Source organism: Achromobacter sp. NFACC18-2 (assembly GCF_900108985.1).
Taxonomy (GTDB): domain Bacteria; phylum Pseudomonadota; class Gammaproteobacteria; order Burkholderiales; family Burkholderiaceae_B; genus Achromobacter.
On sequence record NZ_FNYM01000001.1, the window covers coordinates 1 to 20,722 of the forward strand.

The 20,722-nt window shown below is 66.7% G+C and carries 20 protein-coding genes; 8 read left to right on the forward strand and 12 right to left on the reverse strand.

Translation table 11 applies throughout. The annotated features are described in order from the left end of the window. Positions 1–58 precede the first annotated feature (58 nt). The 5 genes from BMW75_RS00005 to BMW75_RS00025 form a co-directional block, all read right to left on the reverse strand. Complete coding sequence (locus BMW75_RS00005; RefSeq protein ID WP_092575218.1) at positions 59–1,015, reverse strand: IS110 family RNA-guided transposase; 957 nt, start codon at positions 1,013–1,015, stop codon at positions 59–61. A gap of 428 nt (positions 1,016–1,443) precedes the next feature. Then, entirely contained in the window at positions 1,444–2,652 is a 1,209-nt protein-coding gene (locus BMW75_RS00010; protein ID WP_092575221.1) for an MFS transporter, read from the reverse strand. 40 nt (positions 2,653–2,692) lie between these two features. Then, positions 2,693–3,223 (reverse strand): RidA family protein, encoded by a 531-nt coding sequence (locus BMW75_RS00015; protein ID WP_092575224.1) that lies wholly within the window; start codon positions 3,221–3,223, stop codon positions 2,693–2,695. After that, complete coding sequence (locus BMW75_RS00020; protein ID WP_092575226.1) at positions 3,211–4,092, reverse strand: PhzF family phenazine biosynthesis protein; 882 nt, start codon at positions 4,090–4,092, stop codon at positions 3,211–3,213. The genes BMW75_RS00015 and BMW75_RS00020 overlap by 13 nt, the downstream gene beginning before the upstream one ends. After that, the gene (locus tag BMW75_RS00025; protein WP_254791889.1) at positions 4,085–5,053 is read right to left on the reverse strand and encodes a Bug family tripartite tricarboxylate transporter substrate binding protein; all 969 of its coding nucleotides are present in this window, start codon (positions 5,051–5,053) and stop codon (positions 4,085–4,087) included. The genes BMW75_RS00020 and BMW75_RS00025 overlap by 8 nt, the downstream gene beginning before the upstream one ends. A 217-nt stretch (positions 5,054–5,270) precedes the next feature. On the opposite strand from BMW75_RS00025, the gene BMW75_RS00030 reads away from it, so the two are divergent. Next, positions 5,271–6,059, forward strand: a complete 789-nt coding sequence (locus BMW75_RS00030; RefSeq protein ID WP_092575229.1) for an AraC family transcriptional regulator — start codon at positions 5,271–5,273, stop codon at positions 6,057–6,059. Between the two features lie 24 nt (positions 6,060–6,083). Here BMW75_RS00030 and BMW75_RS00035 read toward each other — a convergent pair whose 3' ends face one another. The 3 genes from BMW75_RS00035 to gcvA form a co-directional block, all read right to left on the reverse strand. Next, positions 6,084–6,584, reverse strand: coding sequence for a hypothetical protein (locus BMW75_RS00035; protein WP_092575231.1), 501 nt, complete (start codon positions 6,582–6,584; stop codon positions 6,084–6,086). Positions 6,585–6,682: 98 nt separating this feature from the next. Continuing rightward, a complete protein-coding gene (locus BMW75_RS00040) occupies positions 6,683–7,426 on the reverse strand; it encodes an oxygen-binding di-iron domain-containing protein (RefSeq protein ID WP_092575233.1) in 744 nt (247 codons plus the stop codon). A gap of 89 nt (positions 7,427–7,515) precedes the next feature. Then, positions 7,516–8,397 carry a transcriptional regulator GcvA gene (gene gcvA, locus BMW75_RS00045; protein WP_092575236.1) on the reverse strand — a complete coding sequence of 294 codons (882 nt, stop codon included), beginning with the start codon at positions 8,395–8,397 and terminating at the stop codon, positions 7,516–7,518. A 127-nt stretch (positions 8,398–8,524) separates the two neighbouring features. On the opposite strand from gcvA, the gene BMW75_RS00050 reads away from it, so the two are divergent. Next, on the forward strand, positions 8,525–9,508 hold the full coding sequence (locus tag BMW75_RS00050; RefSeq protein WP_092576215.1) for a tripartite tricarboxylate transporter substrate binding protein: 984 nt from the start codon (positions 8,525–8,527) through the stop codon (positions 9,506–9,508). Further along, positions 9,505–10,908, forward strand: a complete 1,404-nt coding sequence (locus tag BMW75_RS00055; protein ID WP_254791890.1) for an amidase — start codon at positions 9,505–9,507, stop codon at positions 10,906–10,908. Before BMW75_RS00050 ends, BMW75_RS00055 begins: the two co-directional genes overlap by 4 nt. Here the strand turns inward: BMW75_RS00055 and BMW75_RS00060 are convergent. Further along, positions 10,884–12,047, reverse strand: a complete 1,164-nt coding sequence (locus BMW75_RS00060; protein ID WP_092575241.1) for an NADH:flavin oxidoreductase — start codon at positions 12,045–12,047, stop codon at positions 10,884–10,886. The two genes, BMW75_RS00055 and BMW75_RS00060, sit on opposite strands and share 25 nt — an antisense overlap. A 1-nt stretch (position 12,048) precedes the next feature. Next, positions 12,049–12,441: a RidA family protein gene (locus BMW75_RS00065; RefSeq protein WP_092575243.1), complete on the reverse strand. Its 393-nt coding sequence runs from the start codon at positions 12,439–12,441 to the stop codon at positions 12,049–12,051. A 159-nt stretch (positions 12,442–12,600) separates the two neighbouring features. Between BMW75_RS00065 and BMW75_RS00070 the strand changes: the two genes are divergently transcribed. Continuing rightward, positions 12,601–13,530: a LysR substrate-binding domain-containing protein gene (locus BMW75_RS00070; protein ID WP_092576217.1), complete on the forward strand. Its 930-nt coding sequence runs from the start codon at positions 12,601–12,603 to the stop codon at positions 13,528–13,530. A 104-nt stretch (positions 13,531–13,634) separates the two neighbouring features. Here the strand turns inward: BMW75_RS00070 and BMW75_RS00075 are convergent, their stop codons facing one another. Both BMW75_RS00075 and BMW75_RS00080 read right to left on the reverse strand, forming a co-directional pair. Continuing rightward, the gene (locus BMW75_RS00075) at positions 13,635–14,945 is read right to left on the reverse strand and encodes a sigma-54-dependent transcriptional regulator (protein WP_092575245.1); all 1,311 of its coding nucleotides are present in this window, start codon (positions 14,943–14,945) and stop codon (positions 13,635–13,637) included. Continuing rightward, positions 14,942–16,327, reverse strand: coding sequence for a sensor histidine kinase (locus BMW75_RS00080; RefSeq protein ID WP_092575249.1), 1,386 nt, complete (start codon positions 16,325–16,327; stop codon positions 14,942–14,944). Before BMW75_RS00080 ends, BMW75_RS00075 begins: the two co-directional genes overlap by 4 nt. A gap of 344 nt (positions 16,328–16,671) precedes the next feature. Between BMW75_RS00080 and BMW75_RS00085 the strand changes: the two genes are divergently transcribed. From BMW75_RS00085 to BMW75_RS00100, 4 genes are all read left to right on the forward strand, one after another. Next, positions 16,672–17,157 (forward strand): tripartite tricarboxylate transporter TctB family protein, encoded by a 486-nt coding sequence (locus tag BMW75_RS00085; protein WP_254791891.1) that lies wholly within the window; start codon positions 16,672–16,674, stop codon positions 17,155–17,157. A gap of 3 nt (positions 17,158–17,160) precedes the next feature. Then, on the forward strand, positions 17,161–18,687 hold the full coding sequence (locus BMW75_RS00090; protein ID WP_092575251.1) for a tripartite tricarboxylate transporter permease: 1,527 nt from the start codon (positions 17,161–17,163) through the stop codon (positions 18,685–18,687). Positions 18,688–18,760: 73 nt separating this feature from the next. Beyond that, positions 18,761–19,255, forward strand: a complete 495-nt coding sequence (locus tag BMW75_RS00095; protein ID WP_092575254.1) for a hypothetical protein — start codon at positions 18,761–18,763, stop codon at positions 19,253–19,255. A gap of 49 nt (positions 19,256–19,304) precedes the next feature. Continuing rightward, positions 19,305–20,564, forward strand: coding sequence for a putative Na+/H+ antiporter (locus BMW75_RS00100; RefSeq protein WP_092575256.1), 1,260 nt, complete (start codon positions 19,305–19,307; stop codon positions 20,562–20,564). Positions 20,565–20,722 lie beyond the last annotated feature (158 nt).

Consider the following 20,722-nt stretch of genomic DNA (forward strand, 5'->3'; position numbering starts at 1 on the left):
AGGTGCGCCCGACGGAAACCGAAGGGAGCCGAAGGCGGACGAGATTCTATGGTCTTGGTCAAGCAATTGCCGGTCGCAATTTCTCTGGATCAAAGGGTTGGCCTGTTCGCCATACCCCGTACGCTATCCGCAAGAGTTTGCGGGCGATTATGACCAAGGCCGCAGTCGGGGCCAGCCCTCGAGCCCTGAGCATGGCGTAGTAATCCTTGAATTGTGCCGTGCGCGCCGCTGAGCTAGCCGCGTTGTAGAGCAATGTCCTCGCCGCTTTATCGCCCTGCTTGCTTAGCCGGCGCCGGCCGACTTTTCTTCCGGATTCGTTCGGCCTCGGATCTAGGCCACAGAAGGCTACCGCCGCATCGCTGGTGGCAAAGTCGATCCGGCTGAACAAGTTCGTCAGGGCAACCCCGGTTATCGGTCCTATGCCGCAGATTCCGGTCAGCAGACCATACGTCTTGGCCCAGTCACTGTGGGCCTTAATCTTGGCGATCATTTCCTTTTCGAGCTGCTCTGACCAGGCTGTCAAACTTGCGAGTGCCTTCTTCTGATGGCTGCTTACGCAACCATGTCGCTGTGCCGACAATCGCAAGGATGTGCCCACACGGACCACCGTCGATCTCAGCGCATGAAGTGCTCTGACTTCCTGCAATTCTGGAGATATTGGTTCGTAACGATGCAGTTTTTTGTGATGCTGCGCGATGTATTGCGCGATGACGGCGGCATCCAATCGATCTGTCTTGCCGCGGTTCCCCAACGAGATGGCGTAATGATGGACGTGGGTCGGATTAAGGACATAAACCTCAAATCCGCGCTCATGCGCCGCACGAGCCAGGAGCTCTTGATAGCCTCCTGTCGCTTCCATGGCGATCACACTAGTGTCCGGCAGACGCTTTAACCAGCCCACGATGCTGGAGCGATTGTTGTGCAAGACGCCTGCCACGATCTCACCGTTGGCCCCGGCTACTTGCAACTCAAACTTGCCGACATCGACCCCAATAAAAATGATTGAAGTTTGCATGACAGCTCTCCCTGCGATACGTTAAGTCCGCTGGGGTAGCCACGCCTCGGGCGTTACCTTGCGATCAATCGGCGGTCTCGGCCGCTAGATTCCTTATCGACGCGTGAGGCGGGGTGGGATGCTCTCGTAGTGGCAGTCCGGGTGCAACCGGCTGATGGTTGAGGACGTCCCTTACCCCAGCGCCTTTCTTCTTCGAAAGACGCATCCGCACCATACAAGGTTGAGGACGGGGCAGTCCGGAGCGAAGGCTCCGGACCGCAACCGGAGCCCCGCCCGCCCCAGGCCCACGCCGCGCCGGGCGTCAAAAGAACTCAAAAGCCCGCAAACACCCAAAAGCCCGCAAACACCCAAAAGCCCACAAGCCCCCACCCATACCCGCAAGAAAAATCACAGTAGTAGCAAAATAAATCACGATAGAGATAGTTCGATCACCCCCCCAACCCCCGCCGCAACCGATCCGAATACACCACCAACGGCACCGCCCCCACCGCACACACCGCCATGACAAGAAAGCCCCCCGGCGCATAGCTGCGATACACCGCCCCGCCCAGCTGGATACTGGCGAACATGAACACGCCGCCGGAAAGCAGGGCGTACAGGGCGATGGCAGAGGTCTTGCAGGCGGCCGGGACGTGGCGCGTGATGTACCACATGATCGCGGCGTTGTTGCCGGCAAGCGTGAAGCACTGCAGCAACTGCAGTCCGCCGATGACGGCAGGGTCCGTCGACGCGGACAGCCCGGCCCAGCGAATGGCGGTCATGATGGCCGACGTCAGGATCAGCCATTGGGCTCCCGTGCGCGCCAGGATGCGCGGCGCCAGGAAAAAGAACACCACCTCGCTCGTCACCCCCACCACCCACAACAGGGAAATCTGCGCCGTGGACAGCCCGCTTGCCGTCCAATGAAGCGTCGAATAGGAATACAGAAACCCATTGCTCGCCTGCACCAGCGACGCCGCCGCGATGCACATCAGAAGGGGGCGATCGCGCAGCACCTCCCGCATCGGAAACCGGACTGGATCGGGCGCCGGCGCGTCAACCCGGGACGCGTCAACCCGAAGCTCCGCACCCGCCGGTCGCGCCGCGTGCGGCAAGAAGCGCACGCAGGCCAGGCAAGCCACGATCAACAGGATCGACAGCCACATCACCCAATCCGCATCGAACGTCTTGATCAGATACCCGCCCGCCACCGTCACCGTCGCAAACCCCAGCGACCCGCAAGCGCGCATCACCGTATAGGAATTGCCCTGTCCGCGCCCGCTGGCGATCGCCATGCGGTCCATCAGCGGCAGCACGGCCGGGAACACGGCGTTCAAGAGCAGCGTCACCGCCAGCAGCCAGGCCGGCGTCTGGCTGAACGGATAGCAGATGAAGAGAATCAGCGATGCCGCCAGCGCCGACGCAATCAGCCCATGCGCGCGGCCCGTCTGGTCCGCCACGTGGGCCACCACCGGCGTCGACAGAATCTTCGGCAGGAACGACGTGGCGACGATCAGCCCGATCAGCGCCGGATCCAGGCCCCGGCTGGCGAACCATAAAGGCAGGAACGGGATGCTCACGCCCTGCAGGCCGTAGTACAGAAAGTAAAACCCGTGCAAAGCGATGGCGCCTTGCCTGGCGTCGGGATTGCCGCGCATGGTGCAAGAGGGATCAGAGGGGGATGCGAAGCGGCGTAGCTTACTCCTTGGCGGCGCCCGCTTCCCTTGGCAACGTGCAATCCTCCAGCAGCGCGCTGATTTCGATTTCGGCCCAGCAACGGCCCGGCAGGCTCGTCACGCCGATCGCGCTGCGGGCCGGACGCGGCATGTGCGGAAACGCCGCTTCCAGCACTTGCGACGCGCCGTCCAGCACCGCGCTGTGTTCTTCGAAATCCGCCTCGCTGCGCAGATAGCCGCGCAATTGCAGGATGGCGCGGATCCGGCCCAAATCGCCCGCGCACGCCAGGCGCAGCGCGCTCAATGCGCCCAGCGCCGCTTGCGCGCAAGCCGTGCGCGCCATGGCCAGATCGGCGCCTGGCCGACAGACCCCGACGATGGGCATGCCATCGCGGCGGCTGGCCTGGCCGCTCACGCAGACCAGCGTGGCGCCGTGCAACGACGCCAAATGATAAGGAGCATAGGCGCCGCGCGGAACCGGCGGCGCGGGCAAACGCCAGCCGGCCGCGGCCAGCCGCGACGCTGCCGCGTCGGGGCCGTTCAAGCCATCCATTGCGTTTCGCCGCTCAGCCAGCATCCGGGCGCGTCGCCGCGCCGGCGCAGCTGGATCGCCGACGGCGAGCCCATGGCCACGCCCTGACGAACCGTATACACCTGGTCAGGCGACACGCTGCCGGTTTCGTTCAAGTAGCCCCACAAGGCCGCTGCCGCAATGCCGGTGGCAGCGTCCTCGGGGTAGCCGGACGCCTTGGGAAACTGCCGCGCGCTGGCGCCGTCCCCGGTCAGCGCATAGGGGTACAGGCCGGTCGAGCCGATGGCCTCGCACACGTCGCGCACGGCGTCGAAGTCGGGCGCCAAGGCGTCTAGCGCCGCCACGCTCGGAAGCCTGACCAAGGTTTTCACGCGGCTCGTGCTGGCGTTGATCATATGCAGTCCCGGCAGCGCCGGATCAATGCGCAGCACGGCGGCGACCGCGCGGCATTGGGCGGGCGGCATGGCCGACGTGGCGACGGCGGGTTGCGACACCCAGGCGCGGTTGCCGGCCTCGTCCCACGCGATGTCCACGCTGCCGCTCAAGGTCTGAACGCGCGCATGCGGCGTTGTCCACCGCCCCCACTGGCGCAGGGCCCAGAGCGTGCCGACGGTCGCGTGGCCGCACATTTCCATTTCGTGGCCGGGGACGAAGAAGCGAAGCCGGCACAGGTGGTCATCCAGACCGGCCGGCACGACAAAGGAAGACTCGTGGCCGTAATGCGCGGCCAGGGCCTGCATGTCGCTTGCCTGCATGCCACGCGCGTCAAGCACCAGCGGCACGGGGTTTCCGCCTTGCAGAGGCTGCGTGGAATCGACAAAGACACGCAGCAGCGCCGCTTCGCCGGCAGCGGGCTCGGCGGGGAGGCCGATGGGGTGTAGGTCAGTCAAACTGGACTCCAGTCGTGGTGATGAGATCGCTCCAGAAAGCGAGGTCTTGGGAGACGGTGCGGGTCATGGCCTCGGGCGTGTCGGGACGGACATCGACCCCCTTGGCGGCCAGGTCCGCCGCAATGGCCGGATCCCGCAGCGCCGCGTTCAGCGCAAGATTCATCTTTTGCACGATGGCTGGCGGCGTGCCCTTGGGAAAGGCCAGTCCATACCAGAGGGATTGCGTGTACGCCGGCATGCCCTGTGCCGCGAACGTGGGGACGCCCGGCAGAATGGGGGTCGCCCGGGTGGTGGCCACGGCGATCAGCTTGCCGCTTTGCACGAAGGGAGCCAGGCCGACGGGGTTGTCGAACATGATGTCGACCTGGCCGCCGATCAGGTCCGTGTAGGCGGGCGCCGCCCCGCGGTAGGGCACATGCGTCAGGTCCAGCTGCTTGTCCTTCTTGAACATTTCACCCAGCAGATGCGACACCGTGCCCGCGCCCGCCGAGGCATACGTGCCAACGCGGCGCGCCTTCAGCGCGTCGACCACTTCGGGGACCGTGGTCGCCTTCAGCGCGGGCTGCACCGCGAGGACATAGGGCGAGGTGCCGATGAAGCCGATGTAGTCGAAATCCTTTTCCGGGTTGTACGGCAGGTTCTTGTAGAGCTTGGCGGCCAGCGCGGTGGTGCTGGTCGTCACGGCGAGCGCGGTATGGCCGTCGGGCTTGGCGCGGGCCGCCTGGCCCGACCCCACCGTTCCGCCCGCGCCGCCGGTGTTCTGGATGATCACCGTCTGGTGCAACGCGCGCGATAGCGCCGGCTGCAGCGTGCGCACCACGAGGTCCGTGCCGCCTCCAGGCGGGAAGGGCACGATCAGGGTGACCGGCTTGTCCGGCCATTGGGACTCGGCCAGGGCGCGGGTGGCCGGCAACGCCATCACGGCGGCAGACAGCAATGCGATGGGTAGTGCGCGGTTCATGGTTTTTCCCCTTGTCTGGTTTCAACGATCCAGATCGTAGGCAGGGGCCGGCATGCCGGCGAACCGAGGCGCGACAACGGATGATCCCGCACGCGACAGGGGCAACGCGGCCGCGATGGGGCGCTTGCGGGAATTGCGCCACGCGCCGATACTGGCTCGACGGCCAATCCGGCCGTTGGCTGCCTCGCCTGATCCCGCCTTCGCCCAGCAAGCCCTCATGCCGCGTTCCGTCCCGCTTTCCTCCAAACAGGACCTGATTGCCCAGACAGGGTTTGCGCTCGCCGCCAGCCGGCAGCCGCGTTACGCCTTTCATTGGCATGAGCACGACTGCGCCATGCTGCTATGGCCGCGCGCCGGCGCCCTGGACAGCGCCTGGCGGGATGAGACCGGCGCGCGCCAGCGCTGCCGGCTGGTCAGGGGGCACGCTCTGTTGCTGCCTTCCCATGTTGAACACAGCACGCGGGCCGAAAGCGTGGCGCAGCAGCATGGGGAGCTCTATCTGGCCCCGGAACTGCTGCGGGCCTGCCGCGCCGGCGGACTGATGCAGCTGGACGGCGCCGCGCAGGCGATGCTGGATGCGCTATGGATGCCGGCGCTGTCGCCGTCGGCGCTGCCCGCGCTGGTGACGGCGCTTATCACCCAGCTCGACGCCAGTCACAGGCTGCAGGCCCGGACCCATGCGCAGCCGCCGCTGCCGCTGGCGCACCAATGGATGGCGCTGCTGCGTCAACGCCTGGAGGCCGGCCAGCCGTTGTCGGCGATTGCCGATTCGGCCGCCATCCTTGGCGCCACGACACGCACGCTGCAGCGCGCCTGCATCCAGTCCTATGGCCGATCTCCCATCGCCTTGCGCCGCCTGGTGCTGGCGCAGGCGGCGCGCCGGCGTCTCGCGCTGGGCGAGCCGGTCGCCAGGGTCAGCGCAGACCTGGGATTTTCCAGCAGCGGGCATCTGGGGCGGCTGCTGCGGGCGGTGGATGAGGCGGACGACGGCGTCTGGGCTCAGTAGGGCAGGCGCCGGCGTTCGCGCCTGTCAGCCTTGCTTGCCGAACCCGCCCGCCGCCCACGCCGACGCGCGATCCACGTTCAGCTTATACGTCGGCGGCACGCGGATTTCGGCCAGCGATTCCCCGAATTCGTCATAGGCGCTCAGCACGGCATAGGGCTCGTCCTCATCGGGGACGATGTCCAGCTTGACGGTCAGGCGGCCGTCGTCGGTATCGATCTTCACGCTCTTGTGCAGCGTGGCATGCAATTGCTGTTCATGGCGGCGCAGGACTTCATTGGCCGTCTTGACCAGCGTGATGAAGGCCGGTGAATCGAGCGGCTTGGGGTTCTTCTTGTCGCGGCCCATGGTCCAGGGACCCACAAGGGCGGGCTCGGCCTGGCCGTCCTTGGTCATCTCGACCGCCCAGCCGTCGTCGTCTTCGTTCTTGATGATGCGTGCCGTCCAGCCGTCGTCGCGCCAGAGCGTGGCGTGCTGTTCCTTGGGCGCTTCGGAAATGCCGCTATCCGGCATGAGGGTGTCGTTCACTGCGTTACTGCTCCTGAAGAATGGGGCGGCGCGGACTTGCCGGGCCACCCGCACTGTAGCCTACGGCGCGCCTGGCCGTCCCGGCCGCCCGGGCGCCGTCAGGGCCGGTCCTCGTCTTGCTCGACGCTGTCGGCCAGCGCGCGCAACAGGGCCCCGCCATCGCCGCGCCACGCGCTGCCGTGCATGCAGGCCAGGGTGGCCGGCTGCAAGGCCGCCAGGCGTTCCAGCATGGCGCGGGCATGCTTGGTGTGCGAGAAATAGTCCATCTGGCGGCGGAACGCCTCGCTCGGCGCGAGGATGTCGCTTTCGGTCAGCGCGGGGGTGTGCGCGCCGCCCTGGGTGAACAAGTCGCCGCAGAGCAGCGTGGCGGTCGCGGTCTCCATCAGAAACCCGCATTCCCACGCATGGGGCAGATGCGGCGTATCCAGCCAGCGCACGCAATGCTGCCCGAGCGAGAGCGTCTCGTCGTCTTTCAGCGCCCGCGGCGGTCTGTCGGCGAAGTCTCCCACGGAGACCATGGCCGCCACCTGGCCGCACAGCGGTTCCGCGCGCGGCGCGACGGCAAGAAACGCATTGAGCGCGCCGCACTCGTCGGCCTCGAAATGCGAAAAGCCGATGTAGCGCAACTGATCGATGGGCAAGATCCGCGCGACCGCGGCGCTGACGACGGGGAACAGCTTGCGCAGGCCGGTATGGAACAGCAGCGGCGCATCGTCGTCGATGAGGTATTGGTTGAAGGAAAATCCGCCGGCGCCGGGGATCTCGACCGGGGTGGATATGCGGTAGATGCGGGGGGCAATCTCGTCGATTGCCGTGTCGCTGGAATGCGCTTGGGTCGCCATCGCGGGCTCCTTGGTTGAGCAACGGGCGTGGGTACGAGATTAATGGCCCTGCGCCCGGCGCGCCAGCGCCTGGCGCAAGACGCGCGGCGCTACACCGCGCAGGACGCCGCCCAGGCGCGAAACTGCGTCAGCTCGGGCGAGGGCCGCCGGTAGTCCTCCGGCGGCAGTACAAAGTAATAGCTCTGGGCGCCCAGGTCCACCGTCAGATCGAACGGCGCGACCAGGCGGCCTTCATCCAGTTCCTTCTGCACCAGGGGCTTTTGCGCGATGGCCACGCCATAGCCTTCGAGCGCGGCCTCGTAGGCCAAGGCCGACGACTCGTAGCGCAAGCCGCGCGAGACGTCGATCTGCGTCAGGCCGGCCGCCCGCAGCCAGATTTCCCAGTAGTCGGGCCGCGCCAGCGTATGCAGCAGGATCTCGCCCTTCAGGTCGGCGGGCGTGCGCAGCCGCGCGCATTTTTCGGGGACGCAGACTGGCAGCAGCTCGTTGACCATCAGCTTGTGGCTGATCAACCCGCGCCAGTGCCCATTGCCCATGCAGATGCCGGCATCGACTTCCTCGCGCTCAAAATCGGGCGGATCCACGGCGGTATGGAGCTTGACGTCGATGTCGGGGTATTGGCGGTGAAACCCCGACAGGCGCGGCAGCAGCCAGCGCATGGCGACGCTGTGGGGCGCCTTGATGACGAACTGCCGGCGGCGCGACCGCTCGCCCAGTTCCGACGTCGCGCGCTGCAGCCCCCCGAACCAGCGCGCGATATCGGCGTGATACCCCGCGCCCATGGCGGTGAGCACGATGCGGCGGTGCTGGCGCAGGAACAACTTCAGCCCCAGGTGTTCTTCAAGCAGGCGGACCTGGCGGCTGACGGCGGCAGGCGTCACGCTGAGTTCCTCGGCCGCGCCGGTGATGCTGCCCAAGCGGCCCACGACCTCGAAACAGCGCAGCGCATTGAGCGGGGGCAGGGCGGTCATGTCGGTGGTTCGGTTAACAAAAAGTTAAGTGTGCCATAGATAAAGTCGTTTGAACCCGGCCGCGCAAGCGCCCAAGATGGCACGGCCGCTCGACTTCGCGGCCAAGAACAGCCATAAGGGGAAATCCATGTTCAGAACGTTGGCTCGACGGATTGGAATTGCCGCCTTCTGCGGCGCCGCGGCGCTGGCCGGACCCGCTTTTGCGGCCGACTATCCGCAGCGCCCCGTCAGCATCGTGGTGCCGACCACGCCCGGCGGAACCGCCGACATCCTTGCCCGCCTGATCGGGCCCCGGCTCGCGGAGCGCTGGGGGCAGGCCGTCGTGGTGGAAAACAAGCCGGGTGCGGGCACGCTCATCGGTTCCGACTACGTGGCCCGGGCCAAGCCCGACGGCTACACCTTGATGTTGACCTTCAATGAGCTGGCCACGCTGCCCGCCCTGAATCCCAATGTCAGGCTGGATGTCGAAAATGGCCTGGCGCGTATCGGCAAGATCGGCAGCCTGCCCGTCCTGGTGCTGACACGACCGGGCATCGACGATCCCGGCCTGCCCGCGCTGATTACGCGCTTTCGCGCCAATCCCGGCCAATACACCTACGCCTCGAATGGCTCGGGGTCATCGCTGCAGCTGTTCACCGAGATTTTCAAGCGCGAGGCCGGCGTGGATGTGATGCACGTGCCTTACCGGGGCGCGCTGGAGGCCTCGATGGCGGCCATCGGCGGCGAGGTCGACCTGCTGGTGCAGTTCGCCTCGGGCAATGTCATCAACCATGTGAAGGGCGGCAAGCTCAAGGCCTACGCCGTGGCTTCGCCGCAGCGCCTGGAAGCCTTGCCCGCCGTGCCCGCCGCCGCCGAGGCCGGCCTGCCTGAACTGCGGCTGGAGGCCTGGTATGGGCTCTTCGCGCCGGCCGGACTGCCCGACGATCTTGCGCAGAAAATCAATCGTGACCTGAACGACGTCCTGGCCGAGCCGGCGATCCGGGAACGCTTGAAGGGGATCAATCTGCAGGTGCAGACCGGCTCGCCCTCGGACTTCGACACGTTCTTCCGCGCCGAATATGCCCGATGGAGCGGCTTGATTCGGACCCTCGGCATCAAAAGCAGTGAATGACTGAACAAGCCCACCGGAGCCACGCCTTGACCTACGACCCACGCACCCACGCCGCCCTGACTTTCCATGACGCGCGCGCCCGCTTTGCCGAACGCCGCGACACGCCGCGGGACTACCTGGAACGCTGCCTGGACGTGATCGGCAGGCGGGAGGGCGAGCTCAAGGGCTGGGTCGTGCTGAATGAAGCCGGCGCGCGCGCCGCCGCCGACGCCAGCGCCCAGCGCTATCGCGACGGGCGCCCGCTGTCGGCCATCGACGGCATGCCGGTCGGCATCAAGGACCTGATCGAAACGCGCGACATGCCCACGCAGATGGGCTGCGCCGCCTTCGACGGCAACTTCCCCAAGAACGACAGCGCCGTGGTGCGCGCCCTGCGCGACGCCGGCGCGATCGTCCTGGGCAAGACCGTCACCACGGCGCTGGGGTTTCTGGATCCCGGTCCGACGACCAATGCGTTCGATCCCCTGCGCACGCCGGGCGGATCGTCCAGCGGCTCGGCCGCCGTCGTGGGCGCCAACATGGTGCCCATGGCCATCGGTTCGCAACTCGTGGGCTCCGTCCTGCGACCGGCCAGCTTCAACGCCAATTGGGCCTTGAAGCCGACGTTCGGCGCCCTCAACCGCGGCGAGCGGCTGGGACTGAGCCAGGCCCATATCGGCATCCATGCCAATAGCGTCGAAGACATGTGGACGGCGGCCGCGGAAATCGCCCTGCGCGCCGGGGGCGATCCTGGCCATCCGGGGCTGTATGGACCGCTGCATCCCCCCGCCGCCCGCAAGCCCGCCCGCCTGGTCGCGCTGGAAACCGAGGGCTGGGAACGCGCCGAGCCGAACGCCCGCCAGGCGTTCGAGGCCTGCCTCGACGACCTGTCCCGCCAGGGCGTGTCGATCATCCGGCGCGCCGACTCGCCGCTGGTCGAGGCGCTGGAACGCGCCATCGCGCAGGCCGCGCCCCTGTCGCTCAGGCTCATCTCCTGGGAGCAACGCTGGTCGCTGGCCAACCTTGTCGACAACCATCCCGACACGCTCGGGCCCAGCCTGGTGCGGCAGCTTGAGAGCGGTCGCGGCATGACCCTGGCGGATTACCGCGAATGCCTGTTGCTGCGCGAACATGCCCGCCAGCGCCTGGCGGCCCTGGCCACGCAATGCGACGCGCTGGTGAGCCTGAACGCGTGCGGCGCGGCGCCGGTGGCGGCGGATATCCGCGACAGCAAATACCCCACCGGCGACGTCTCCTTCGCCTGCGCGTCGTCGCTTCTGGGAGCGCCCGCGATCAACGTCCCCTTGATGGCCGTCGACGGCTTGCCGCTGGGACTGCAAGTGATGGGCATGCCGCACGGCGATGCCGCGATCACCGCCATCGGGGCGTGGCTGCTTCAGGCCTCGCGGCAAGCCGCCTGATGCGCCGCCCGCCGGCGGGCGGCATTGGCCAGGTCGGCGATCGGCGCAAGCAGCCCGCGGTCGAAAGCCTCATGCCGCGCGCCGGCGCGCAGCCTGTCCGGCCAGTCCGCATGCGTGAGCGCGCCGCGGCCCAGCGATACGAAGTCCGCCTCCTGCCTGGCCAGCATGCCCGCGGCCTGCGCCGGATCATGCAGCGAACCGTTGGCCAACACCGGCACCGCGACGTGCCCGCGCGCCAGCGCCGCGAGACTGGGACCGTCGTCGCCGAAGGCGGGTCGCCAGGCCTCGAATTCCGTCGTATGCAGGTAATCGATCGGCTGACGGCCGAGCGTGCCGAAGATTCGTGCGGCCTCGTTCGCGCCGCCTTGCCACTTGTGCGTGAAGTCGTTGACCTTGCCTTGCGAGACGCGCACGCCGACGGCGAAGCGGCCGGTGGTCGATTGGCGGACCGCCTGGATCACCTCCACGGTCAGGCGCAGCCGGTTGTCGAGGCTGCCTCCATAGTCGTCATCGCGCAGATTGGTGTGCGCGGTGAGGAACTGGTCCAGCAGATACCCGTTGGCGCCGTGGATCTCGACGCCGTCGAATCCGGCCGCCTGCGCCCGGCGCGCAGCTTGCGCGAATCCTTCGACCGCCTGGGCGATGTCGTCGCGGGTCATCGGCTCGGGCATCGGATAGGGGCCCGCGCCTCGGTAGAACGTCATCTGCTGTCCGGCCGGCATCACGGCCGACGGGGCCCTGTTGGTGCTGCGGTAGGGATTGCCCTGCGACAACGCGCCCGCATGCATGAGCTGCGCGACGATGCGCCCGCCTTGCGCCTGCACGCGCTCGACCACGGGCCGCCATGCCTCGCGCTGGGCGTCGTCGGCCAGGCCGGGCTGGTAAAGGTAGCCCTGCGCATGGGCCTGGTCCGTGTAGATGCCTTCGGTGATCACCAGGCCGAATCCGCCCGCGGCGAAGGCCGCATAGTAGTCGGCCATCTGCGCGGTGGCGTGGCCGTGCGCGGTGGCGCTGACCCGCGTCATGGGCGCGACGGCAAGGCGGTTGGGCAGGCGCAGTCCGCCCACCTGCAGCGGCGCGAACAGGCCGGCGTGCGGCCCGGGCGCGGCGCTTTCCGGACGATTGGCGGGCGTGCCCATGTCAGCGGCCCTCCTGCGGGATGGCGGCAATCGCTTCGATCTCGATCATCGCGGCGGGATCGTACAGCGCCTTGATTTCCGCGATGGTGTCGGCCGGGTAGGGCGCCGAAAAGAAGCGCCGCCGCAGCGCGACCACGTCGTCGAAATGCCCCATGTCGGTCACGAAGATGGTGACCTTGATGACGTCCTTCAGGCTGGAGCCGCCCGCTTGCAGGGCGCGCTGCAGGTTCAGGAAGGCCTGCTCGCCCTGGGCCGCAAAGCCGCCGTCGACGATCTTGCCGTCGTCGCCGGCGCCTGCCTGGCCGGAGATGAAAAGCAGGTTGCCGAACTGGATGCCCTGCGACAGCAGGAAGGGGGCGTAGTGGTCGGGCTGGGTGATGACCTGTTTGAGCATGGTGCGAATTCCTTCATCTATGTCCGGCCGGGGGTGGGGTGGGGTTGGGTGGGTATAAACGTCGGCCGATGTCGTCAATGTATGAGGGCCGAGGACGCGTGACAAAGGTTCGTTTGTCAGCTATAAGGCGAGAAAAACTCATCTATGAGCGCGCCCGCCATGCAACGACGATCTCTCCCGCTTTCCGCGCTGCGCGCGTTCGAGGCGGCTGCCCGCCTGGGCAGCTTCAAGGCCGCGGCCGAGGAGCTGGCCGTCACGCCCACCGCGGTCAGCCACCAGATCCGCGCCCTGGAGGCCGGCACGGGCCTGGTCCTGTTCGATCGCCAGGTACGCAAGGTGACGCTCACCGAGGCAGGGGCGCAGCTGTACCCGGTGCTGCGCGACGGCTTCGATACCTTCGAGGCCACGCTGGCGCGGCTGACGCAGCGGCGCACGCGCGCCCAGGTCAGCATTTCCGCGACCAATGCGTTCACCGTGAAGTGGCTGGTGCCGCGCATGGCGGACTTCAGGCGGCGGCATCCTGACATCGACTTGCAGTTGCAGGCCAGCGACGACCTCGCCGATCTGCGTTCGGCCACGGTCGATATCGCCATCCGCTACGGGCGGGGGCCGTATCCCGGACTGGTGACCCGGACGCTGTTCACCGACCGCTTTGCGCCCGTGGCCAATCCGCGCCTGGGGGTGGTCTCGCCCGATGATCTGGGCCGCGTGCCGTTGATACGCTTCGACTGGAAGCGGTCTCAGCCGGAGAATCCCACCTGGGAACGTTGGTTCGCCGTCGCCGGACGGCAACCGCCGCCGCTGGGCGGCCAGCTACGTTTTTCCGACGAAGGGCACGCGATCCAGGCGGCCGTGGCGGGGCACGGGATTGCGTTGGTCAGTCTGGCGCTGGTCGATGAGGAACTGAAAGCGGGCCACCTGGTGCGGCCGTTCGGGCCCGAGATCGACGGGCACACGTATCGTCTGGCCATGTCCGGGGAGCGGGCGCCCTCCGGGTCCGTGACGGCGGTCGCGGATTGGCTGTGCGCGCAGGCGGAAAGCGCGGGGAGGTTGGCGAAGGAATCGGCGGCGGAATCGGCGGCGGAATAGGTAGCGCAGTTGGCAGCGGCGTCGGCGGTGCGGCGCCCCGGCGGCGTCGCCTGGCGCGATGCCGTGGCGGCGGCATGGCAACGGGCCCGCGAGCCTGCGGCCGGTCAATCCGCTCCAGACTCGTTTCGACCCGTTTTCAGCTTCTTCCACAACGTTGTGCGCGAAATGCCAAGCAGCCGGGCCGCCTGGCCCATATGGCCGCCGGATTCGGAAATGGCTTGCTGGATGGCGCGCTGTTCGGCGTCAAGCCGGGTGGCCGCCAGGTCTGGCTTGTCGACGAGCTTCTGCTCGGGGAAGAGGTCGCTGCCTTGCAGCAGGGCGCCGTCCGCCATGACGACGGCGCGCGCAATACGATTCTTCAACTCCCGCACGTTGCCGGGCCAGGCGTACTTCTGCAGGGCCTGGAGGGCCTCGGACGACAGCGACGCCTGCGTGGCGGATTGCTCGGCCAGGATGGCCCGCGCCAGGACGGGCAATGCGCCGGGGCGATGCCGCAGCGGCGGCGTCGCGAGTCTGGCCACGGCCAGCCGATAGAACAGATCCGCCCGAAAACTGCCTTGCGCCATCGCGGCCTGCAAATCCGTGCACGTACTGGCCAATACCCGGCAATGCGTCTGGCGCGCGGTGCTGTCGCCCAGCGGGCGGTACTGGCCGTTTTCCAGCACGCCCAATAGCGCGGCCTGCGCCCGGGGCGTCAGTTCCGCCACTTCGTCCAGATACAGCGTGCCGCCGGCCGCCTGCGAAAACAAGCCCTCGCGCGCTGCGCTGGCGCCGCTGAATGCCCCTTTCAGGTGGCCGAACAGCAGGCTCTCCACCAGGTCCGTCGCCAGGGTCGCGCAATTGACCGCGACGAACGGCCCGTCACGGTAGGGCGAGCGCGCGTGCAGATAGCGGGCGGCGCGGTCTTTTCCCGAGCCGGTCTCGCCTTCGAGCAGCACCGGCAGGGTGCTGGCGGCAAGCCGTTCTAGCTCCTGCGCCAGCGCATGGGTCTCGTCGTTGAGCGCGTAGGGGTTTTCAAGCACCGCGTCGTGGTGCCCGGCGGGCTGCGCGGCGATGACGGACCGGATGCGCGCCACCAGCGCGTCGGTGTCGTAAGGCTTGGTCAAGTAGTCGTTCGCGCCCGCCGAGACCAGGCGGACGGCCTGGGCGATGTCGCCGTAGGCTGTCGCGAACACCACGGTCGTGCTGGCCAGGTGCGGGATCAGGCGTCGATACAGATCTTCGCCCGAGCCATCCGGAAGCCGGATATCGGCCAGCAGGAATGCCGGCCGCAGGCGCGTCCGGCGAAACAGTTCGACGGCCTGCCCGCAGCTTTGCACCCACTGCGTGGAAATGCCTTCAAGCCGCAAGCGCTGCAGCAACGCGCCGCCCAGCAGTTCGTCGTCTTCGATCAGCAATACCTGGTTGTCGTTCAACGCGCTTCTTCCTGTACACCGAAGGGCAGGCGCACGGTGATGCACGTGCCGATTGCCATGCGCGTGACGCGCAGGCGTCCCTGCGTGGCTTTGATCAGATCCGCCACGATACCCAATCCCATCCCGTCGCCATCGGTCTGCCCGCCGGTCAATGCCCGTTCCGCGGCCGCCGGCAAGCCGCTGCCCGCATCGGCCACATGCAGTATCAACGCATCGGCGCGCGCACGCGCAACGACCCGCACCAGCGCGCCCGGCGGCGAGGCCTGGATCGCGTTGAGCACCAGATTGAGCAGCATCTGCCGGACGGCGCCGGCCGGAAGCGCCAGGTGCCGGTCGCCCAGGCCTTCGCAATGCAGTTCGACGCGCACGCCGCCGCGACCGGCCTGGGCTCCCGCCATCAGGCGGATATCCGCGATATCTGCTTCGCGCAACAAGGCGGCGCCCGGGCGAAAGGTGCGCAGGCTGGCGTCCACCACGGTCTGCAAGGCTTCAACGCCGCGCTCGATGAAGTCCAGCGATTCGGCGCGCACGTCGCCGCGCTCGCCGAACTGCCTCAGCGTCTGCACGGCGGTTCGCAGGCCGCCCAGCGGATTGCGGACTTCGTGGGCAAGCGCCGCCGACATCCGCCCCAACAGGGCCTCGCGCTCGATGCGCGCATTGCGTTCGGTGAGCGCCTCGCGCTGCAGCACGCTTTCGGCCATCCCGTTGTAGGCCGACAGCAATTCCGCGATTTCCGGGTCTGACGTTGTCAGCCGCATCGGGCGCATGCGATCGTCCGGTCCTGCGCGCAGCGCGTCGGTCAGCGAAATGATCGGGCGCTGAAGGCGCCGCGCCATGCCAAAACACAGTCCGGCCCCGATCAGGCTGATCGCCAATCCCACCAGGCCCAGCTCCCAGGCCAGCGCCTCGCGCTGCCGCAGAAAGTCGCTGACATCGAGATTGGCCACCAGCATGCCCAGCGCGGGCCGTTCGTCGTCCAGCGGGCGCCAGGTCCACACGCCCGCGGATCGCAGACTGACGAGCGTGCCGGAGGGAGCCGTCAACAAGGCCAGCGGAATCGGTTCCACCTCGGGATAGCGTGCCACGTGCGCGACCATGCGGTGGTCCGGGGTGACGACGGCAAGCGTGCGGTCGATCACGCCCAGATGCGTGTCCAGCGCCCGGTTGAGCACGTCGATCATCTGCGCCTCGTCCCGGTCGCGCACCGCCGGCAGGATCGCGGCCGACAATCCATCCAGGTACACCTGTCCCAGATCGCGGACCTGCCTGTCGAACTGCCGGGACACGCCATGCAGCGCCAAGGAAATGAGCGCGGCGGAAATCACCAGGAACAGCAGCGACACCGCAAGGGGAATACGCACGGTGAGGGGCAGACGTAGCATGGCGGCGCGTTCAAAACCACAAAGACGCGATTATGCCTTGGCCCGCCGGGCGCGGGATTTGCAAGAAATGGAAAGCGCCACGCGCGCGGGAAATAACCGTGCCAACTGCCTTTTCAGGGGGAAATCGCGCCCGTGTTGTTCACAAAAGTGAACATCGGGTGTTAAGCGTTGCGCGGGCCTGTTCAGCCGTGTGAACAGCCCTTCGCCGGGCTGCTGGTTTTCCCGAAGGACGCGCCGTGGGCTGTGAAAGCAGATTGCAAGGCGTCATCCTTAAAGTGCCCCTCCTTCGGCTCGCGGCATCGAGCGCGGCCGGAGCATGTCGATAACGAACAGGGGGGCAGGCCGTGGGCAGCACCATATTTTCCAGGAAGCGTGATCTGTGGGGCGGTGCATTCGTCGCCCTATGCGGCGCGCTCACCATTCTTCAAGCAACGTCGTACAACATCGGAGAGCTCGCCCGGATGGGCCCGGGCTACTTTCCGCTGATGGTCGGCTGCTTTCTCGTCGCGCTGGGCATCCTGATTCCGCTCAGCCCGGATCCGGATGAAGTGCAGGAAGAACTGATCGAAGAGCACATGCCTCAGCCCACGCGCCACGAGCGCGTGCGCGGCATGGCCTGCATCGCGGCCGGCATCGCGCTCTTCATCGTCCTGGGAAGCTATCTGGGATTTCTGCCCGCCACGTTCGCGCTGGTGTTTGTTTCGGCGCTGGGCGACACGTCCAACTCCGTCAAGTCCGCCGCCATCCTCGCGCTTGCGATGACCGTGTTCGGCGCGGTGGTGTTTTCCTGGGCGCTGCAATTGCAGTTTCCGATGCTGCGCTGGGGGTAGAAAATGGATTTGTTCGACAACGTACTGCACGGCTTTTCCGTGGCGTTGCAGTGGGAGAACCTGCTGTGGTCGCTGTTCGGCGTCTTCATGGGCAACATGATCGGCGTGCTGCCTGGCATGGGGGTGCTGGCGGCCATTTCGATCCTGCTGCCGCTGACCTACGCGATGACGCCGGTGGCCGCGCTGATGATGCTGGCCGGCATTTACTACGGTGCGCAATACGGCGGCGGCATCACCTGCATCCTGCTCAACCTGCCGGGCACGCCGTCGCACGCGGTGACGTGCCTGGACGGCAATCCGCTGGCCCGGCAAGGCAAGTCCGGATCGGCGCTGTTCATGCTGGTCATGGCCTCGTTCGTCGGCGCCAGCGTGGGCATCGTCATCATGATCCTGTTCTCGCCCTTGCTGGTTGAAGTGGCGTTTCAGTTCGGGCCGGCCGAGTATTTCTCGATGATGATGCTGGGCCTGTTCGCCGGCGCCACGCTTGCCAAGGGCTCCGCCATCAAGGGCATCGCCATGGTCTTTCTTGGCCTGCTGCTGGGCGTGGTGGGCACGGATGTCAACACGGGCACCATCCGCTACGGCTTCGGCATCATCGAACTGAGCGATGGCATACCGCTGGTGGCGCTGGCCATGGGCCTGTTCGGCCTGGCGGACTTCTTTGCCAACGTCAATCGCATCGGCAAGGCCACGACCGTGGGCGCCGGTCCCAAGATGTCGGTGCGGCCGGAACCGGGCGACATCAGGAAGTCGGCCATGCCGGTCGCGCGGGGCAGCGCCATCGGCGCGGTCCTGGGCATCCTGCCCGGAACGGGCGCGACCATTGCGTCGTTCATGTCCTACGCGGTCGAAAAGCGCGTCTCGAAAACGCCCAAGCGCTTTGGCAACGGCGCCATCGAAGGCGTGGCGGGTCCCGAAGCGGCCAACAACTCGGCGGCGCAGACCAGCTTCATCCCCACGATGAGTCTGGGCATTCCCGGCGACTCGGTGATGGCCCTGATGCTGGGCGCGCTGATCATCCACGGCATTCAGCCGGGTCCGCAGATGGTGACCGAACACGCGGATCTGTTCTGGGGGCTGATCGCCAGCTTCTGGATCGGCAACATCATGCTGGTCGTCATGAACCTGCCGCTGATCGGGATGTGGGCAAGATTGCTGAAGGTGCCCTACAAGTATCTGTTCCCGTCCGCGCTGTTCTTCGTGTGCGTGGGCGTCTACAGCACGAACAACAACCTGTTCGACGTGGGCATGGTGCTGGTGCTGGGCCTGGTGGGGTATCTGTTCCTGAAGCTGCGGTTTTCGCCCGCGCCCCTGCTGCTGGGTTTCGTGCTGGGACCGATGGTCGAAGAGAACTTCCGCCGGGCGCTCCTGCTGTCGCGCGGCAGCATGAGCGTGTTCATCGATCGTCCGATCAGCGCCGGATTCGTCTACGCCATCCTCGCGCTTGCCGTCTGGCTGGTGTTCTCGACCGTGCGCAACCGCAAAAAGGTTCGCGAACTTGAGCGGACCCAGGCGCAGGCCGGGGCCTGATCGCACTCGGGTCCGGTATTGAACGGGGGGACCGCAGTCTGGTTCCCCCTTTTCTCATTGACGGGAGGGCCTCATGGAATCATTGACGCCGCATCGAGAAGGCGATGGGCCGTACGGCGCGCAGACCGTCGTTCGCGCGCTGCCTTTTGTGGAATTCATCGAGCTGCTTGAATTCAGCCACCTGCGTTTCGACCTGCCCGAGCACGGCTCGACGACGACGCTGGTCGGTTCTCAGGAATGGCTGCGTGACATCCGGGAGGAATCGGCGCAACCCGGGTCCGTCTATGTCTGCACCACGCTCGATGCCCTGCATCAGGCCGTATTGGCCCCCGACAACGCCGAACTCAGCATCGACATGCCGTCTGAAAGCCGGGTGCGTCTGCGCGCGCTATCGCGGCAACGCGGGCGCGCGGCGCCGGAACCTTGCGTGCGGGTAGACTTGCAGACACTCATTCGGCGCGTTCTGGTGCCCGCCAGCGCTCCCGCGCATCTCTTCGACCTGGTCCGGCGGGTCGTCATGACACGCCTGTGGGTCGACGTCGCGCGGGTATCGTCCTCTCGGATCTGACTTGCGCGGATCCTTCCCTCTCATCAGAAACTGAAGCAGGAATAGACACGTGACAGAGTCCGGGCTTGAAATCATCGCCGCCATTGTTTTTGCCATTGCCTTGCTGCACACCTTTTCGGCGCCGGTGTTTCTGCGCCTGGCGCACCGTAGCAAGCGCCATGGCGGACTGCTGCATCTGTTGGGCGAAGTCGAAGTCGTGTTCGGCTTCTGGGCGGCGATACTGCTGGTCCTGATGGCGTTGGCGGCATCCGGCGAGACGGCCATGGCCTACGCCGAGTCGCGCAATTACACTGAACCCGCCTTCGTGTTCGTGGTGATGGTCATCGCGGCGTCGCTGCCCGTGCTGACGGTCGTGATGCGCCTGGTCGAGCGCCTGGCGCGCCTGCTTCCGGTTCGCGACCAGACGGCCAAGGCCTGGCTGTGCCTGGCCCTGGTGCCCCTGGCCGGATCGCTGGTCACCGAGCCGGCCGCGATGACGATTGCCGCGATGATGCTGGCCCCGCAGGTGTTTCACCGCGAGATGCCGGAACGGCTGAAGTACCTGGCGCTGGGTGTCCTGTTCGTCAATATCTCGGTCGGCGGAACGCTGACGTCGTACGCGGCCCCGCCCGTCTTGATGGTGGCCTCGACCTGGGGATGGGACAGCGCTTTCATGTTCAGCCATTTTGGCTGGAAGGCGGCGCTGGCCGTCCTGATCAACGCCACGCTCGTGACCCTGGTGTTGCGCCCCTACCTGCGTTCGGGCGATGTGCTCTCGCTGAAGGCATCCGCCCCGCCCATGTCGCCACTCGTCATCGCCGTGCACCTGTTTTTCCTGGCCGCGGTCGTACTCAGCGCGCATCATCCGATCATCTTCCTGGGCCTTTTCCTGTTTTTCATCGGCTATACCCAGGCCTATAAAGCGCACCAGAGCCCGCTCATCATCAAAGAAGCGTTGCTGGTGGGTTTTTTCCTGGCCGGCCTGGTGGTGCTGGGCGGCATGCAGCAGTGGTGGCTGCAACCCATCGTCAGCGGACTCGAGCCCGACGTGCTGTTCATCGGCGCCCTGGCGCTGACGGCGATCACCGACAACGCCGCGCTGACCTACCTGGGCTCGCTCATCGACGGAATCTCCAGCCAGGCGCAGTACATGCTGGTGGCCGGCGCAGTCGCCGGCGGGGGGCTGACCGTCATCGCCAATGCGCCAAACCCCGCGGGCGTGGCGCTGCTTCGAGGAGGGTTCGCCAATGGCGCGGTGAGCATGCTGGGGTTGCTGATGGCTGCGTTGGGGCCCACGGCCATTGCGGCGGCGATGCTTTTCTTTCTTTGAGGCTGTGGGTGCCAACTCGGCAGGCTGGCGCGGCATCCTGCTTTCCGCGTTGCGACGCCGGGATTACCCGTAATAAGAAAAATCTCTCAATTCAGTGGGCATTTGTGATTATCGGCGGCCGGAACCGCCATGCTAATTTTTCCCTGCAGTTCAAGGAT

Excerpts from the sequence above, each read along its gene's own strand:
- BMW75_RS00050 (WP_092576215.1), top strand. The coding sequence starts at position 8,525 with ATGTTCAGAACGTTGGCTCGACGGATTGGAATTGCCGCCTTCTGCGGC.
- BMW75_RS00065 (WP_092575243.1), bottom strand. The coding sequence starts at position 12,441 with ATGCTCAAACAGGTCATCACCCAGCCCGACCACTACGCCCCCTTCCTG.
- BMW75_RS00095 (WP_092575254.1), top strand. The coding sequence starts at position 18,761 with ATGGAATCATTGACGCCGCATCGAGAAGGCGATGGGCCGTACGGCGCG.
- BMW75_RS00070 (WP_092576217.1), top strand. The coding sequence starts at position 12,601 with ATGCAACGACGATCTCTCCCGCTTTCCGCGCTGCGCGCGTTCGAGGCG.
- BMW75_RS00080 (WP_092575249.1), bottom strand. The coding sequence starts at position 16,327 with ATGCTACGTCTGCCCCTCACCGTGCGTATTCCCCTTGCGGTGTCGCTG.
- BMW75_RS00005 (WP_092575218.1), bottom strand. The coding sequence starts at position 1,015 with ATGCAAACTTCAATCATTTTTATTGGGGTCGATGTCGGCAAGTTTGAG.
- BMW75_RS00055 (WP_254791890.1), top strand. The coding sequence starts at position 9,505 with ATGACTGAACAAGCCCACCGGAGCCACGCCTTGACCTACGACCCACGC.
- gcvA (WP_092575236.1), bottom strand. The coding sequence starts at position 8,397 with ATGACCGCCCTGCCCCCGCTCAATGCGCTGCGCTGTTTCGAGGTCGTG.
- BMW75_RS00030 (WP_092575229.1), top strand. The coding sequence starts at position 5,271 with ATGCCGCGTTCCGTCCCGCTTTCCTCCAAACAGGACCTGATTGCCCAG.
- BMW75_RS00090 (WP_092575251.1), top strand. The coding sequence starts at position 17,161 with ATGGATTTGTTCGACAACGTACTGCACGGCTTTTCCGTGGCGTTGCAG.
- BMW75_RS00060 (WP_092575241.1), bottom strand. The coding sequence starts at position 12,047 with ATGGGCACGCCCGCCAATCGTCCGGAAAGCGCCGCGCCCGGGCCGCAC.
- BMW75_RS00025 (WP_254791889.1), bottom strand. The coding sequence starts at position 5,053 with ATGAACCGCGCACTACCCATCGCATTGCTGTCTGCCGCCGTGATGGCG.
- BMW75_RS00015 (WP_092575224.1), bottom strand. The coding sequence starts at position 3,223 with ATGGATGGCTTGAACGGCCCCGACGCGGCAGCGTCGCGGCTGGCCGCG.
- BMW75_RS00040 (WP_092575233.1), bottom strand. The coding sequence starts at position 7,426 with ATGGCGACCCAAGCGCATTCCAGCGACACGGCAATCGACGAGATTGCC.
- BMW75_RS00010 (WP_092575221.1), bottom strand. The coding sequence starts at position 2,652 with ATGCGCGGCAATCCCGACGCCAGGCAAGGCGCCATCGCTTTGCACGGG.